Raw genomic sequence first — 15,088 nt, 5'->3', positions numbered from 1 at the left:
CCGAAAAATCGTGTCTTACGAAGCAATCAAAGAGCTTCACGAGGAAAAAGGCTATGCCATTCTCCCAATGTGTAAACTTTTACAGGTTACCCGTTCTGCTTATCTTCGTTGGATCAAACATCCGTATAGCGAACGAACAGTGGAAAATATGGAATTAGCCAAAGTAATCCGAACGATTCATGACGACCATCCAGAAAAAGGCTATCGCAGTATAAATAATACACTGAATCGAGAACATGATATCCATGTAAATGACAAACGCGTCTTGCGGATCTGCCGACACGAAGGCATTCAGTCAACGATTAAACATTCAGCCAACAGTATCACGAAACGTGCGAACCAACCCTATCATGTTGCCGAGAATATCCTAGATCGGAAGTTTACTGCTGAAGCGCCGAATCAAAAATGGCTGACCGATGTCACGGAGTTCAAATATTATGTGGGACCTGAAGTGAAGAAACTTTATCTAAGCGCCATTTTAGATTTGTATGATCGTCGTATCGTCTCTTACGTGATTCGGGATACGAATGACTTGAACCTTGTTTTTGATACCTTCGATCAAGCAGTTGCCCTTGAACCAGACGCTCATCCGCTCTTTCATAGTGATCGCGGCTTTCAATATACCCATGTGAATTTTTACAAGAAAATCGTTAAAGCAGAAATGACGCAAAGCATGTCTCGAGTAGGAAAATGTATTGATAACGGACCAATGGAAGGCTTTTGGGGGATTCTCAAACGCGAACAGTATTACGGCAGAAAATTTATCAGTCGCGACGAATTGATGACAATGATCGATTCTTATATCGACTACTATAACAATGGTCGCTATCAACGAAAACTGCACATCTTAACACCGATGGAATACCACAACCAATACTACGAAGCAGCTTAATGATTGTTTAGACGCTTCTTCAAATAGAAAAAAGCTGCCTTTCGCTAACCGAAAAGCAGCTCATAAACTCTTTAAATATTTCATTGTCCTATTGACGGGGTGCCCACCATATTCATGGATCGCTTTTTATTTCCCAATAGAAATTGGATTATTCGGAATCGTAAAGCCGTTTTTAGTTAAGATTTTTACATAGGCAGATAAAAATTCTTCCTGCAGCTTGTATTGTTTGCCGTTTGTGACGTATAGAATTGTTCGAATAGCATAGTTGCTATTGCCTAGATCAACCATTCCAAAAAGCGTCGGTCCATCAAATATTTCGTCATTAAATTCTTCTGCAAGCTTTTGATTTGCTTCATCAATTAGCCGACTAATCTTATCATAGCCTTCGTCTGGTTGGATACGAATATCTACCTTGACTTGCATATGAGCACGAGAAAGATTACTGATTGTTGTGATGTTTCGATTAGGAATAAAGTGAACAGTTCCATCCGTTGATTTCATTTGCAGCATCCGAATGCCAACAGAAGTGACAGTTCCTTCCACACTCAGATCCGTTAGTCGAATGTAGTCGCCGACGTCAATCTGCTGCTCCATAATAATGAAAAAACCAGTGATAATGTCATTTGTAAAACCCTGCGCGCCTAAACCAATGGCGATTCCGGCAATTCCAGCACCGGCTAAAAGAGAACCGACAGGTATACCGAGTGTATCTAAAATGGAATAAAGGAAAAAGAAAAAGAGCGTATAGGAAAAAATATTGATTGATAAGGCATGAATTGTTTCAATTCTAGTAGCATTATCAGTCATTTTTTTCTTTTGTCGTTCAAATGATTGATTAATCAAGAAACTACCGATTTTTCTGATTAAATAAAACAGCAGTAATACGGCTAAAATCGTTAAACCTTTTTGGATCAAAATGGAAAATACCCGATCCCAATTGATTGCCTGCCAGTATTTTTGCCAAGCGGATAATTGTTCCGTTGCTTGGTCAACGACATTTGTGCTACTGGAGTCCACTGTTTGCGTCGTAAATAAAAACATAAGCCACCTCGATAAATTAATAAAAATAGTGTAACAATCTTTCGCATTTCTGTCGACCGCTTACCTGTCCAATCATAATTTTCTTATAATCAAAAAAAATCATGACAATGGTGTGAGAAAATGATAGACTAACATTTAAATAAGAAGGAGATGATAGAATGGTGAATATAAAATGGGAAGAGTTAGGGTTTGACTATATTAAAACACCTTTCCGCTATATTTCTCATTGGAAAAATGGACAGTGGGATGAAGGCGTATTGACAGAGGATAATACGATCACCATCAATGAAGGCTCAACATGTCTCCACTATGGACAAGAATGTTTTGAAGGACTAAAGGCTTATCGACGCAAGGACGGAAAAATCAATTTGTTTCGACCAGATGAAAATTCGAAACGCTTGAATAGAAGTGCCGAACGTTTACAGATGCCCGCTGTTCCAGAAGATAAATTTATTGATGCTGTTAAGCAAGTAGTGCGTGCTAACGAAGAGTATGTTCCTCCCTACGGAACGGGAGCGACTTTGTATCTCCGTCCTTATTTGATTGGAGTAGGGCCGAATATCGGAATTGTACCAGCACCGGAATACTTATTCGGCGTTTTTTGTATGCCAGTCGGTCCTTACTTCAAAGGCGGATTGACACCGAGTAATTTTATTGTGTCGGAGTATGATCGAGCAGCCCCGTTTGGAACTGGCGCTGCTAAAGTGGGTGGAAATTATGCTGCGAGTTTATTACCAGGAAAAATCGCTCATGATCGTGATTTTTCTGATTGCATTTATTTAGATCCAGCAACTCATACAAAGATTGAAGAAGTGGGCTCTGCGAACTTTTTTGGAATTACTCATGAGAATCAATTTATTACTCCTAAATCACCTTCAATTTTACCAAGTATTACGAAGTATTCATTGCTGCACTTAGCAAAAGAGCGATTTGGTATGGATGCCGTAGAAGGCGATGTTCATCTGGATGAATTGGATAAATTTGCAGAAGCTGGTGCCTGCGGGACTGCTGCAATTATCTCGCCAATTGCTGGGATCCAAAATGGGGATGATTTCCATGTCTTCTATAGTGAAACGGAAACAGGGCCAATGACAAGAAAATTATACGACGAGCTTGTCGGAATTCAATTTGGTGATGTTGATGCACCAGAAGGTTGGATTTTCGAGGTGTAGTTGCTCTTTGAAGAGATTAAGGGGAAAAGATGGATATAATTTGGGTTGTTTTAGGTGTGTTAGTCTTACTGTTTTTGATTCTTTGGTACTGTCTTGCACATATCCATTACATGAAAAGTACGATTAAGTCACCAGTAAGGCGTTTCTTTTTTGCGATGCTGATGGGGATATTAGAAATATTTTGAATTTGTAAAAAGGCTGCTTATTGAAAGCGGCCTTTTTATTTGCAGCTAGTAATCATTACCCAGAAAAATGTTAACTAGTTCAATACAAAAAAACACGCCAAGATGACGTGTTTTAAAATAATTAACTTAAGTGAACGCCTTTATCGACATAAATAATGTCCCCGATGATTCCTGTCGCTAATGGACTAAGTAAGAAGGCGCAAGAATTTCCCACCTCTTCAATCGTTACAGCAACTTTATCTGGTGTACGCTCCTCCGAAAGACTCAATAATGATTGATAGTCCTTCACGCCAGTTACCGCTAACGTTTTAATAGCTCCAGCCGAAATCGCGTTAACTCGAATGTTTTTTGGAGCCAACTCAGTTGCTAAGTAACGAACCTCTGCCTCTAGAGCGGCCTTGGCAATTCCCATCATGTTGTAGTTAGGGATCGAACGCTCAGAGCCCATATACGTCATTGTTACGATGCTGCCGCCATCAGTCATCAATGGAGCAGCATATTTTGAAACTGCTAGCAAAGAGTAGGCACTGATGTCTTGCGCCAATTGGAACCCATCACGAGTGATCTCAGTTACATTGCCAGACAATTCTTCTTTGTTGGCAAAAGCGATAGAATGGACCAATCCATCAATTGAACCAAAGGCTTCTCTAATCGACTCAAATGCCGCTGCGATTTTTTCATCACTAGCAACATCAAGCTCAAACATGTTGGCATCCTCACCAACTAATTTTACTAGATTTTTTTTCATTCGGTCATTTTGATAGGTGTAAATGATTTCGGCGCCTTGATCGGCGATTGCTTTGGCACATCCCCAAGCGATACTTTTTTTATTGGCTACGCCAGTTACGATTATTTTCTTTCCAGATAAAATAGACATTAAATGACACACTCCTAAATAATATAAAAAATAATATGCTCTCATTATGTTGGAAAAAGCTTTGATTGTCAAACTATTTTTTTGATTGTTCCAATACAACTTGATTAAACCGTTAGAATATGATAGTTTGATAATCAAATAAAATATTCATAGAGGTGCAAAATGGAAAAAATTATGAATGTCGAAGAAATAATGGCTGCGATCCCAAATCGCTTTCCCATTTATTATTTAGATGCAGTCACAGAATTCGAGGATGAAAAGCATATTACCGCAGTTAAAAATTTAACAATGAATGAGGACTTTTTCCAAGGTTATTTTCCTGGGGAACCAATTATGCCAGGAACATTAATCGTTGAGGCACTAGCTCAAGCTGGATCATTATTGATTTTGAAATCAGCTGCGTTTGAAGGAAAGACTGCTTATATCGGCGGTATCAATAAAGCTAATTTCTTAGAGTTTGTGCGACCTGGAGACACACTGTTTTTGAACTTTGATATCCAGAAAGTTAAAGGTCCAGTTGGAACGGCGAAAGCATGGGCTACCGTAGAAGAGAAGGTCGTTACAGAATGTGAGTTCACTTTCATCGTAGGGGATAAGGAACAAAAAAAATAATTCTATGCAAACAAAGAACCAAAATCCCGTTCACACAGGATTTTGGTTCTTTTCTTTTACTATTTTTTCGGTTCTTGCAGAACTTTTACTTCATTGACTTTCACGGGTTCAACGGGTGTTGATTTCTCACCTGAACCACTGTCTTTGACCTCACCACCAGCAATTTTGTCGACTACATCCATGCCTTCAGTGACTTGTCCAAAGACGGTATACTCTCCATCAAGTTGAGGGGCGCCGCCTTTTTTATATTGTTCGATAATTTTTTCTGGATAATATTGAATCGCCAAACCATCACTAACATCTTCTTTGTTTGTTACGATGAAGAATTGGCTGCCATTGCTGCTGCGAGATTCTGATCGAGCCATGGAAAGGGCACCGCGAATATTATAAAGCTGTTTCGAGTCTTCAGTTTTAAAACCTTTTTTCCAAATGCTCTCACCACCAGTGCCATCACCTTTAGGATCTCCGCCTTGAATCATAAAATCTTTGATCACACGATGGAAGGGAGTATCTTTGTAGTAGCCATCCTTAGCATGTTTTACAAAATTCTCTACTGCTTTAGGTGCTTGTTCTGGGAAAAGCTTGATTTTAACATTTCCTTCAGTTGTTACAAGTTCAACTAAATATTCGTCGTCTGTAACTTTGTCATTAAGCTGAGGCAGAGTCAATTTATTTAAATCCACACTAGATTCAGTTGATTTCGTAGCACTTTCTTTTGTTTCCTTTGTTCCGCCATCGTTGCCGCAGGCCGCGAATAAACCGATCGACAACACTAAGCTTGCGCCGATCATCATTTTTTTGAATTGCATAACATTCTCCTTTTAAAGTTATTATCATTCTTATGATAACAAACTTTTAATGGACTTCCTATGAAAAAACGGTGACTTTTGCTTCAAAAATTTTATTAAATGAGTGCAATAAAAAAAGGAGATCAAAGTGACCTCCTTTAAAACGCATTCTAGCTCTTATAAGTTAGCAAACTTTTCTAGTAAACGAATCATTTGGCAAGTAAAACCGTATTCGTTATCATACCAAGCGACTGTTTTAACTAATTGGTAGTCCCCAGCTGAAGTTACTTCTGTTTGAGTTGGGTCGAAGATTGAACCTTGAGTTGTACCAATTACATCGCCAGAAACGATTTCGCGATCGTCATAACCAAATGATGGGTTATCAACGGTATGTTTTTTGATTGCTTCGTTTACTTGGTCAGCAGTTACTTTAGTTTTAAGTACTGAAACCAATTCAGTCAATGAACCGTCAACTACGGGAACACGTTGTGCATGTCCTTGTAATTTTCCGTTTAATTCTGGAATAACTAAGCCAATTGCTTTAGCAGCTCCGGTTGAATGTGGAATAGTATTGTCAGCAGCTGAACGTGCAGCACGTAAGTTACCGCCTTTAACTGGTCCATCTAACAACATTTGTGTTGAAGTATAAGCATGAACAGTTGTCATTGTACCAACTTCAATGCCGAATTCTTCATTTAAGAAGTAGGCCATTGGAGCTAAGCAGTTTGTCGTACAAGAGCCAGCTGAGATGATCTTGTCGTTTGAATCTAAAGTGTCATCATTTACGTTGTAAACAATAGTTTTCATTTGACCAGCAGGAGCTGAGATAACGACGCGTTTTACACCAGCGTCTAAATGAGCTTGTGCTTTTTCTTCAGATGTATAGAAACCAGTACATTCAAGTACGATGTCAACACCGTTTTCTTTTACCCAAGGAATTTTGCTAGCATCTGGTTCTGCATATACACGAGTTTTTTCGCCGTCAACAACGATTGAATCTTCTGTAGCAGTAACTGTTCCAGGGTATGTGCCATGTGTTGAATCAAATTGTAATAATTGTGCCAACATTGTAGGACTTGTTAGATCGTTAATTGCAACTACTTCAATATCATCAGATACTTCTTTGATACGACGGAATGCTAAACGACCGATACGTCCAAATCCATTAATACCTACTTTTACTGTCATAACCAAAAGTTCCTCCTTTTTTATATCAAGCAAAGCTTGACGCCTTACATTTTTTATTGTGCAACGCATCAATTTTTTTGTCAAAAGATATTACCTGAGAGAAAATATCTAAGCAAATCCAACAAAATTTTTAAGCTTCTACCAATAAGAATGGACTTTTTCGCTTAATCTAGCTACAATATACAAGACTTTGTTTAGTGTGGAAATTCAGTAGTCAATATATAAAGAGATAAGGAGGACACCAACATGTCCATGTTTTTAGATCAAGTAACGATCGATGTCAAAGCTGGTAAAGGCGGCGATGGGATGGTAGCCTTTCGTCGGGAAAAGTACGTACCAGACGGTGGTCCAGCTGGAGGAGATGGCGGTCGCGGAGGCGATGTCATTTTAGTAGTTGATGAAGGATTGCGTACGTTGATGGATTTTCGTTACAATCGTCATTTTAGAGCTACACCAGGAGAAAACGGAATGAGTAAAGGAATGCACGGTCGTGGAGCAGAAGATACTTACGTGAGCGTTCCGCCGGGTACGACAGTACGTGATGCCGATTCTGGAGCATTAATCGGGGATTTAATTGAGAACGGTCAAGAATTAATCGTCGCTCACGGCGGTCGCGGCGGTCGCGGAAACACACGCTTTGCTTCTCCGAGAAATCCTGCTCCTGAGTTAGCTGAAAATGGTGAGCCGGGACAAGAACGGAATATTGAGTTAGAACTGAAAGTTTTAGCCGATGTCGGTTTAGTCGGTTTTCCATCTGTCGGAAAGTCAACCATTCTTTCAGTAATTTCATCCGCTTGTCCTAAAATCGGTGCCTATCACTTCACCACGTTAGTTCCTAATTTAGGTATGGTTACAACTAGTGATGGTCGCAGTTTTGCGGCAGCTGACTTGCCTGGTTTGATTGAAGGCGCGTCGCAAGGCGTTGGTTTAGGTACGCAATTTTTACGTCACATTGAACGTACGCGGGTCATTTTGCACGTAATCGATATGAGCGGAATGGAAGGCAGAGAGCCTTATGAAGATTATCAAGCCATTAACAACGAATTAGGTTCCCACAACTTGCGTTTATTGGAACGTCCTCAGATCATCGTTGCCAATAAAATGGATATGCCAAACGCAGAAGAGAACCTGAAAAAATTCAAGGAACAATTAAGAAAAGATAAGGAAGACGAGTTTGCTGATGATATTCCGGTTTTTGCGATCTCAGCGGTCACAAAACAAGGATTGGATAATTTATTGAATGCAACGGCTGACTTACTTGAAGTCACACCAGAGTTCCTGTTGTACGATGAAGAGGTGGAAGAAGATACCGTTAATTACGGATTCCAATCAGATGAACCAGAGTTTACAATTACTCGTGAACCTGATGCTACTTGGGTTCTCAGCGGTGAAAAACTAGAAAAACTCTTTAAAATGACTAATTTCGATCACGATGAAACAGTCATGCATTTTGCACGTCAACTTCGATCAATGGGTGTAGATGAAGCTTTGCGAGCTAGAGGAGCCAAGGATGGAGACCTTGTTCGCATTGATAAGTTTGAGTTCGAATTTGTTGATTAAGTATGTAGAATAAGTATTATTCATTTTTTAAAGCACAGCAAATCATTTTGCAGTGCTTTTTTGTGTATTGAAAGTACTTTTACAGGTCAACAATTTGAGGATTTTTCAGAAATAGCTACAAAAGATAGTGTCGATTATTAATTTATTTTAAAGAGAAATTTTTGATTGAAGAATTTTGATTATTTAAAAAAACAGAATTGCGATTTAACAAGAAATTAATGGTGTTATTTTTGTCGTTATTTATAGTCGCTTTTAATTTAGCCTAGAATAGTATCTTAAATTCAATATTCTTTTTTTGCATAAGAGAAAAATTATTAAAATATCTAATGCTATAATTAATCACATAGAAAACAAAAGCTGTTTATACAGTGTTAGAAACGATTATATCGGAAGAAAAGAATGGATTTTGTTAATAAGACGGATCGCAAAAAAATACGGCTGTTATATGTTCTAAATTTTTATGAATGATTGAGGAAAGTGTTGTTTAAAAATGACAATTGAATTATTTTATCTAAGAAAAGTTTTTTTAACCCAAAAATTTTATCAATAATTCTAATTGTGATTAATGAATTATAAACTTTTTGGTAGCGTTGGAGAGAATGGCGGTGTAAACTTACCTTGTAAGAAGTAATAATTATATTGTTAATTAATAAAACTTTCCTTACGCAATTTGTCGGAAACTTATTTTTAATAATAAAAAAGGGGAATAATGTGATGCAAGTATTAATTTTAACACACAATATCTTAGTTGAGAGACCTTTAGTTGAGAAGCTGCAGCGCTTAAACATTGAAGTGTTAAGCTCGGCAAAATTACTAACGATGCTTCAAGCGAAACGAGTGCCATTAGATGTTCTAAACTTTTTTGATGTCTTGATCGTTAGCGAAACGATCTCTGATCAAGAATTAGCGATTATTCTTAATGAGGTTGGCGGGAAGTTTACAATCATTAGAGAAACAGATCGGATACCTCAAAAAGATGAAAAAGCTGATTGGGAGTCAAGAGGTGTTGATGAATGGCTGCTTGAAGATGAAACACTTAGCGGGTTAAGAGAGAAGCTTGCTGAGAAGACGTTGAAAGAATCCGTTTATTCAATTGGTTTTGGTATGAGAGCTCAGCAAGAGGAAAATCAATATGAAAAACGACCTATCCCACTTTGGAATCTAACTCGTTCAGAACGCGAAATGTTGAGTACGCTAATTTCAACTAAAGACGCACCGATCAGTCGGAGTGATTTAGCTGTAAAAATTTGGGGTGATAGTGATTCTGCAAGCCATATGACTCGGTTATCTACTATTATTAAACACCTGCGCAACAAGTTGAAAATCGATGGCGTTGAATACGACGTTATTCGCACGAATTGGGGCGAAGGTTATCAATTATCAAAAGTTTTCTTTGATCATTATATTGTTGATGATCGTATTATGGAAGAGATAAAAACTGGAAATTAAGTCTCAGACAGACTGTAATCAAAACCTAAGTGGGTTTTGACTACAGTCTGTTTTTGCGAAAAAACTCGTTCTATTTTCCAAAACCTCTATTTATTGCTAAACTAGCATTATAAGCATAAAGGAGCGATTTTAAATGGAAAAACGAGTGATAATCATGAATTTTGACGTAGAATCCAAAGCGTATGAGGCCTTTTCTAAAGCTAAACGTCTTCATATGAATAAAGCATTTAAAGGCGAACAGATGGCAGTTGTTCATCATTCTGATGATGGAGAGCACAAATTTGAAATTGAGGATTTTTTAGACTTTACTGGCAGCAATAAAAGCTCTACAGGCGGTCTGATAGGTATGATGGTCGGTATTCTTGGAGGCCCAATCGGTATTTTATTGGGTTGGTTCACCGGTGGAATGATTGGAGCGACACAAGATGCGAAAGAAGTTCGCGATGCGACTGGTGTTTTTGAATTTTTAGTTGATAAAATCGGCGAAGGAGATACTGCATTACTGTTGATTGCCGAAGAAGATGACAATCGTCCGCTAAATCAATTAATCATGATGGAACTGGGTGGAGAAATCACTCGTTTGGACTATGCAGATGTTGAAGCTGACGTGAAGAAGACACAAGAAATCGCTAAACATTCAAAAGAAGAAGCTGAACAGAAGAGCGATTCAGAGAAGTAACAGGAGAAATTTTACATTGTTTGGATTGCGTAAAGCAGGACTTTCTTCTAGAATGATAGTAATTTGATAGAAAGTCAGGAGAATTATGGAATTAGAATTTTTAGGAACAGGTGCTGGCGTGCCGGCAAAGCATCGAAACGTCAGCGGTCTTGCGTTGAAGCTACTAGATGAACGCAATGCGATTTGGCTGTTTGACTGTGGCGAAGGCACTCAGATGCAAATTTTACGAACAAATATAAAACCACGTAAAATAGAAAAGATTTTTATCTCACATTTGCATGGAGATCATATTTTCGGTCTGCCTGGACTGTTAAGCAGTCGGTCTTTTCAAGGTGGAGAGGAACCGATTACTATTTACGGACCAATAGGTTTGGAAAATTATGTTCGGACTTCGCTGCAAGTAACAAAGACGCACCTCGCCTATCCGCTGCAATTTGTTGAGCTTAACGAAGGGATCGTCTTTGAAGATAAGCAATTTACTGTTGAGTGCATGCTGTTAGATCATGGTATTGAAAGCTATGGATTTCGAGTAACGGAAGCAAATCATGAGGGGATGCTGCAAGTTGAAAAACTGGCTGAATTAGGTATACCAGCGGGGCCGATTTATGGAAAATTAAAGCAAGGCCAAACCGTCACATTGGCCGATGGACAAGTGGTTGACGGGAAAGATTTTGTTGGTGAAGCTAAAAAAGGACGAATTGTGACGATTTTTGGCGATACTCGCTTCACTGACAGGTCCAGTCAATTTGCTAGAAATAGTGATGTGATTGTCCATGAAAGTACTTTTAATAAAAATGAAGCAAAACTCGCACGGGCCTACTTCCATTCCACGACACAGCAGGCTGCAATGATTGCGAAAGAGGCTCAAGCAGAAAAACTAATATTGACACATATTTCTGCTAGGTATCTTGCGAAAGAAGCAAAAGAATTAGAAGAGGAAGCGAAGGAAATTTTTCCGAATACTCAAATTGCGAAAGATTTGGATATTATCGATATTCCATTTTCATAAATGAATCAAATAACCTTTACAGAAAGAAGGGAACACAATGGATTTAACAGATAAAATCGTTGTCGTGACGGGCGGATCCGCCGGCTTAGGCGAACAAATCTGCTATGAGGCTGCGAAACGAGGAGCAATCGTTGTAACTTGTGCTCGCCGAATTAATTTGATTGGGCAAGTAAAGGAGCGTTGCAGCGAACTAAGCGGCAAAGAAGCGTTTGCTTTCCAATTAGATATTGCGGATCCTGATAATGTAGAATCAGTAATAGAACGAATCGAAAACGAAGTTGGTACAGTGGATGTGTTAGTAAATAATGCTGGTTTTGGATTGTTTGATAATTTTGTCGATTTTGATTTGGAAGCTGCCAAAAATATGTTCAACGTCAACGTTTTAGGTATGATGTACTTCACGCAGAAAATCGCGATCTCGATGGTCAACAATAAAAAAGGACATATATTTAATGTAGCATCCATGGCTGGTAAAATGGCAACGCCAAAATCAACCGTTTATTCTGCCACAAAATTTGCAGTACTAGGTTTTTCAAACGCTCTGCGGCTAGAGTTGCGTCCTGCTAATGTCTATGTGACTACAATTAATCCAGGACCGATCGCCACTGAATTTTTCGATAAGGCCGATCCAAGCGGCAGTTATTTGGAAAACTTAGGCGGTATCGTTTTAGATCCTCATAAGCTAGCCAAAACAATTGTTAATAAGATGGGGAAAGCAACACGCGAAATCAATCGCCCGTTCATTATGGAAGGCGCGAGTCATTTTTATGGGTTATTCCCGCATATTGGAGATTTTTTAGCAGGCGGATTATTCAATAGGAAGTAGGAAAGCAAATGAAGAAGCAATGGAAAGTTTTTTTAGGATTTATTTTGGTTTTGCTGATCGTGATTTTTGCGCTTTCCAATAGTCAAGAAGTTCCAGTCAATTTCTTGATCAAAAAAATCTATTTATCGCTTGTTCTTGTTATCATAGGGTCTGCTTTGATAGGAGCATTGGTCGTTTTTCTAACTTCTGGAGCAACGCTTTTACAACAGCGCAAAGAGATCAAGCAGTTAAAGGAAACGATTCAAGGCTATGAAACTAACAATGAACAAAAATTGGCAGAAGAAAAAGCAGCTTTTCAGCGTGAACAAGAAAATGAAATTGCTATGTTAAAAGCAAATTATGAGAGCCTGTTAAAAGATAAGGATCAGGCGTTAGCAGCGAAGGAAAATTCGCAGGCAGATAAAAAAGACAGTCAACCAATTGATTATTATGATTAGAAAGAGGACTTTAGTTGAAAAACTAAGGTCTTCTTCTCTTTCTTGTCTGATTTATTTTTGCTATACTGATACGGTTGGGAAGTGATAGAGTGAAAAAATCAACCTTCGATTGGCAGTTCGCAGACGCTGCACCGATTGATTCGACATTTAAAGAAGAATTGATGAGTCAGGGATACAGTGAAACTTTTGCTGAGCTTGTCTGGAATCGAAATATACATACGTTAGAAGAGTTTTCACAATTAATGAAGGCGAACATTGATGATTTACATGATCCATTTTTAATGCATGATATGGATAAAGCGGTAGAACGAATTCAAGCTGCAATTATGGAAGGGCAGCCAATTCTAGTTTATGGTGATTACGATGCAGATGGAATCACTAGTACTTCGATCATGCTGGAGACCTTAGAAATGATTGGTGCAGATGTTCATTATGTACTGCCGAATCGTTTTATTCATGGCTATGGTCCGAACAAGGAGTTATTTGCCGAGAAAATCAATGAAGGCATTCAATTAATTATTACTGTTGATAATGGAGTTGCTGGGAATGAAGCAATTGATTTTGCCAATTCTCAGGGTGTCGATGTGATCGTTACGGATCATCATGAGATGCCGCCTATTTTACCAGATGCTTACTGTATTATTCATCCTCGTCATCCTGAGGGACATTATCCCTTTGGTGAGTTGGCTGGGGCCGGCGTTGCCTTCAAATTGGCGACAGCATTACTAGAAGAAGTTCCGTTAGAAATGTTGGATCTAGTAACCATTGGGACTGTAGCAGATTTAGTTTCTATGACTGGTGAAAACCGTAATCTAGTTAAGCTGGGGCTGCAAGCAATCAAGCAAACGCAGCGTTTAGGTCTGTTAGAATTACTGAAGGTCAGTTCTGTTGACCTGCAAAAAGTTGATGAAACGAGTATTGGGTTTAGTTTAGGGCCGCGCTTAAACGCTATTGGACGTTTGGGTGATCCGAATCCTGCTGTAGAACTGATGACGACTTTTGATGATGAAGTTGCACGTGGCTTGGCTGAAAAACTTAACAAGATTAATGATGAACGCAAGCAAATAGTTCAAGAAACCACTGCTCAGGCAGCAGCGTTGATCAATCCTGAAGATGGGGTTCATTTGATTGCATCACAGGGGTGGAATCCAGGGGTCTTAGGAATCGTTGCTGGAAATATTCTTAAACAAACAGGACATCCAACGATTATTTTGTCTATTGATGAAAATGGTGTAGCAAAGGGGTCCGGTCGAAGTGTCGAAGCATTAGACCTATTCGGAATGCTGAACACTATGCGGTCTGAGTTTACTCATTTTGGCGGGCACGCGGCAGCTGTCGGATTGACAATGCCGTCGGAGAATATTCAGAATCTGAGAAGGATGATGAATGATTATATCGAGGCAGAACAGATTGATCTGACTAAAGGATCGACCCTGATGATAGATGAGTCGTTAAAGCTATCTGAAATTAAGTTGAAATTCGTTGAAGAATTGAAAAAACTCGCTCCATTTGGAACAGATAATCCTGCACCTCTTTTTTTGGTGGATGGAGAGATCAGCTTTTTCAAACGAATCGGCAGTGAACAACAGCATGTCAAATTTTCGTTAAAAGGTGAAGACGGCCAGTTGGATGCGATTGGTTTTGGTTTTGGTGAAGACGGTGAGAAAATCCAGCAGCCGGATACACAATTCGTAGGAGATTTAGAGATCAATGAATGGAACGGACAAAAGAAAGTTCAATTGCGCCTGATTGATTTTTCTTCGAACGGACTTCAAGTGATTGACCGCAGAGCCAAATATACTTGGTATGAAAAAATCGAAAACGGCAAAGTGCTGTATCTGGCTTTTCAACCAAATAGTCAAAAGTTTTTTGTGAACGAGCTGCAACAGCCGATCACCTTATATGATAAAACTATTGACTGGTCTGAGTATGACCAATTAGTCGTGTTGGATTGCCCAGATCAGAAAGAGCTGCTTAAAGAAATCTCACACAAGGGACAGTTTGAACGTATTTATCTTTATCTATATAGTCCAGATGAGGCTTATCTCAACGGGTTACCAGATCGTGAACAGTTCAAAGCGCTTTATAAATTCTTTGTAAAGCAGCCGCGAGTTGATATACGCTTCAAACTAAAAAATGTTTCGAATTATTTAAGAATTCCAGAAAAATTATTAGTATTCATGATTCACGTGTTTTCTGAGTTAAAATTTGTTACAATAGACGACGGTGTTTTACAAATGGTCGAATCTCCTCAAACTCGAGCTTTTGAAGAGAGCGAGATTTATCAAAAACGCATAGCTCGGATTGATAGCGAAGAGTTTTTATTAATGAATGATATTCAAACTATTAGAAATTGGCTGAAAGGCTAGGAGG

At 38.8% G+C, this 15,088-nt stretch carries 15 protein-coding genes; 11 read left to right on the top strand and 4 right to left on the bottom strand.

The window, feature by feature from the left end:
• The first annotated feature begins 10 nt into the window (after window positions 1-10).
• Complete coding sequence (locus IGI67_RS03500; RefSeq protein WP_429956747.1) at window positions 11-892, top strand: IS3 family transposase; 882 nt, start codon at window positions 11-13, stop codon at window positions 890-892.
• Window positions 893-1,018: 126 nt separating this feature from the next.
• On the opposite strand, the gene IGI67_RS03495 is transcribed toward IGI67_RS03500, so the two are convergent.
• Window positions 1,019-1,933: a mechanosensitive ion channel family protein gene (locus IGI67_RS03495; RefSeq protein ID WP_429956764.1), complete on the bottom strand. Its 915-nt coding sequence runs from the start codon at window positions 1,931-1,933 to the stop codon at window positions 1,019-1,021.
• A 158-nt stretch (window positions 1,934-2,091) separates the two neighbouring features.
• On the opposite strand from IGI67_RS03495, the gene IGI67_RS03490 reads away from it, so the two are divergent.
• Window positions 2,092-3,105, top strand: coding sequence for a branched-chain amino acid aminotransferase (locus IGI67_RS03490; RefSeq protein WP_207106528.1), 1,014 nt, complete (start codon window positions 2,092-2,094; stop codon window positions 3,103-3,105).
• 29 nt (window positions 3,106-3,134) lie between these two features.
• Window positions 3,135-3,290, top strand: coding sequence for a hypothetical protein (locus tag IGI67_RS03485; RefSeq protein WP_207106527.1), 156 nt, complete (start codon window positions 3,135-3,137; stop codon window positions 3,288-3,290).
• 121 nt (window positions 3,291-3,411) lie between these two features.
• Here IGI67_RS03485 and fabI read toward each other — a convergent pair whose 3' ends face one another.
• Window positions 3,412-4,167, bottom strand: coding sequence for an enoyl-ACP reductase FabI (gene fabI / locus IGI67_RS03480; RefSeq protein ID WP_207106526.1), 756 nt, complete (start codon window positions 4,165-4,167; stop codon window positions 3,412-3,414).
• A gap of 162 nt (window positions 4,168-4,329) precedes the next feature.
• Between fabI and fabZ the strand changes: the two genes are divergently transcribed.
• Entirely contained in the window at window positions 4,330-4,779 is a 450-nt protein-coding gene (gene fabZ / locus IGI67_RS03475) for a 3-hydroxyacyl-ACP dehydratase FabZ (protein ID WP_207106525.1), read from the top strand.
• 59 nt (window positions 4,780-4,838) lie between these two features.
• Here the strand turns inward: fabZ and IGI67_RS03470 are convergent, their stop codons facing one another.
• Both IGI67_RS03470 and gap read right to left on the bottom strand, forming a co-directional pair.
• A complete protein-coding gene (locus IGI67_RS03470) occupies window positions 4,839-5,588 on the bottom strand; it encodes a peptidylprolyl isomerase (RefSeq protein WP_429956763.1) in 750 nt (249 codons plus the stop codon).
• Between the two features lie 156 nt (window positions 5,589-5,744).
• Complete coding sequence (gene gap, locus IGI67_RS03465; protein ID WP_088932521.1) at window positions 5,745-6,755, bottom strand: type I glyceraldehyde-3-phosphate dehydrogenase; 1,011 nt, start codon at window positions 6,753-6,755, stop codon at window positions 5,745-5,747.
• A gap of 246 nt (window positions 6,756-7,001) precedes the next feature.
• Between gap and obgE the strand changes: the two genes are divergently transcribed.
• The 7 genes from obgE (at window position 7,002) to recJ (ending at window position 15,084) form a co-directional block, all read left to right on the top strand.
• On the top strand, window positions 7,002-8,315 hold the full coding sequence (gene obgE / locus IGI67_RS03460) for a GTPase ObgE (protein WP_429956762.1): 1,314 nt from the start codon (window positions 7,002-7,004) through the stop codon (window positions 8,313-8,315).
• Between the two features lie 714 nt (window positions 8,316-9,029).
• The gene (locus IGI67_RS03455; RefSeq protein WP_207106521.1) at window positions 9,030-9,764 is read left to right on the top strand and encodes a winged helix-turn-helix domain-containing protein; all 735 of its coding nucleotides are present in this window, start codon (window positions 9,030-9,032) and stop codon (window positions 9,762-9,764) included.
• Between the two features lie 133 nt (window positions 9,765-9,897).
• On the top strand, window positions 9,898-10,443 hold the full coding sequence (locus tag IGI67_RS03450; protein WP_429956761.1) for a DUF1269 domain-containing protein: 546 nt from the start codon (window positions 9,898-9,900) through the stop codon (window positions 10,441-10,443).
• Between the two features lie 85 nt (window positions 10,444-10,528).
• Entirely contained in the window at window positions 10,529-11,452 is a 924-nt protein-coding gene (gene rnz, locus IGI67_RS03445; RefSeq protein WP_429956760.1) for a ribonuclease Z, read from the top strand.
• Between the two features lie 37 nt (window positions 11,453-11,489).
• Window positions 11,490-12,278: an SDR family NAD(P)-dependent oxidoreductase gene (locus IGI67_RS03440; protein ID WP_429956759.1), complete on the top strand. Its 789-nt coding sequence runs from the start codon at window positions 11,490-11,492 to the stop codon at window positions 12,276-12,278.
• 8 nt (window positions 12,279-12,286) lie between these two features.
• Complete coding sequence (locus tag IGI67_RS03435) at window positions 12,287-12,715, top strand: LapA family protein (RefSeq protein ID WP_207106517.1); 429 nt, start codon at window positions 12,287-12,289, stop codon at window positions 12,713-12,715.
• 89 nt (window positions 12,716-12,804) lie between these two features.
• Entirely contained in the window at window positions 12,805-15,084 is a 2,280-nt protein-coding gene (recJ, locus tag IGI67_RS03430) for a single-stranded-DNA-specific exonuclease RecJ (RefSeq protein ID WP_429956758.1), read from the top strand.
• Window positions 15,085-15,088 lie beyond the last annotated feature (4 nt).

Source organism: Enterococcus sp. AZ196, assembly GCF_050498845.1.
Taxonomy (GTDB): Bacteria; Bacillota; Bacilli; order Lactobacillales; family Enterococcaceae; genus Enterococcus_A; species Enterococcus_A murrayae.
This window is presented reverse-complemented; position numbering and strand designations above follow the sequence as displayed.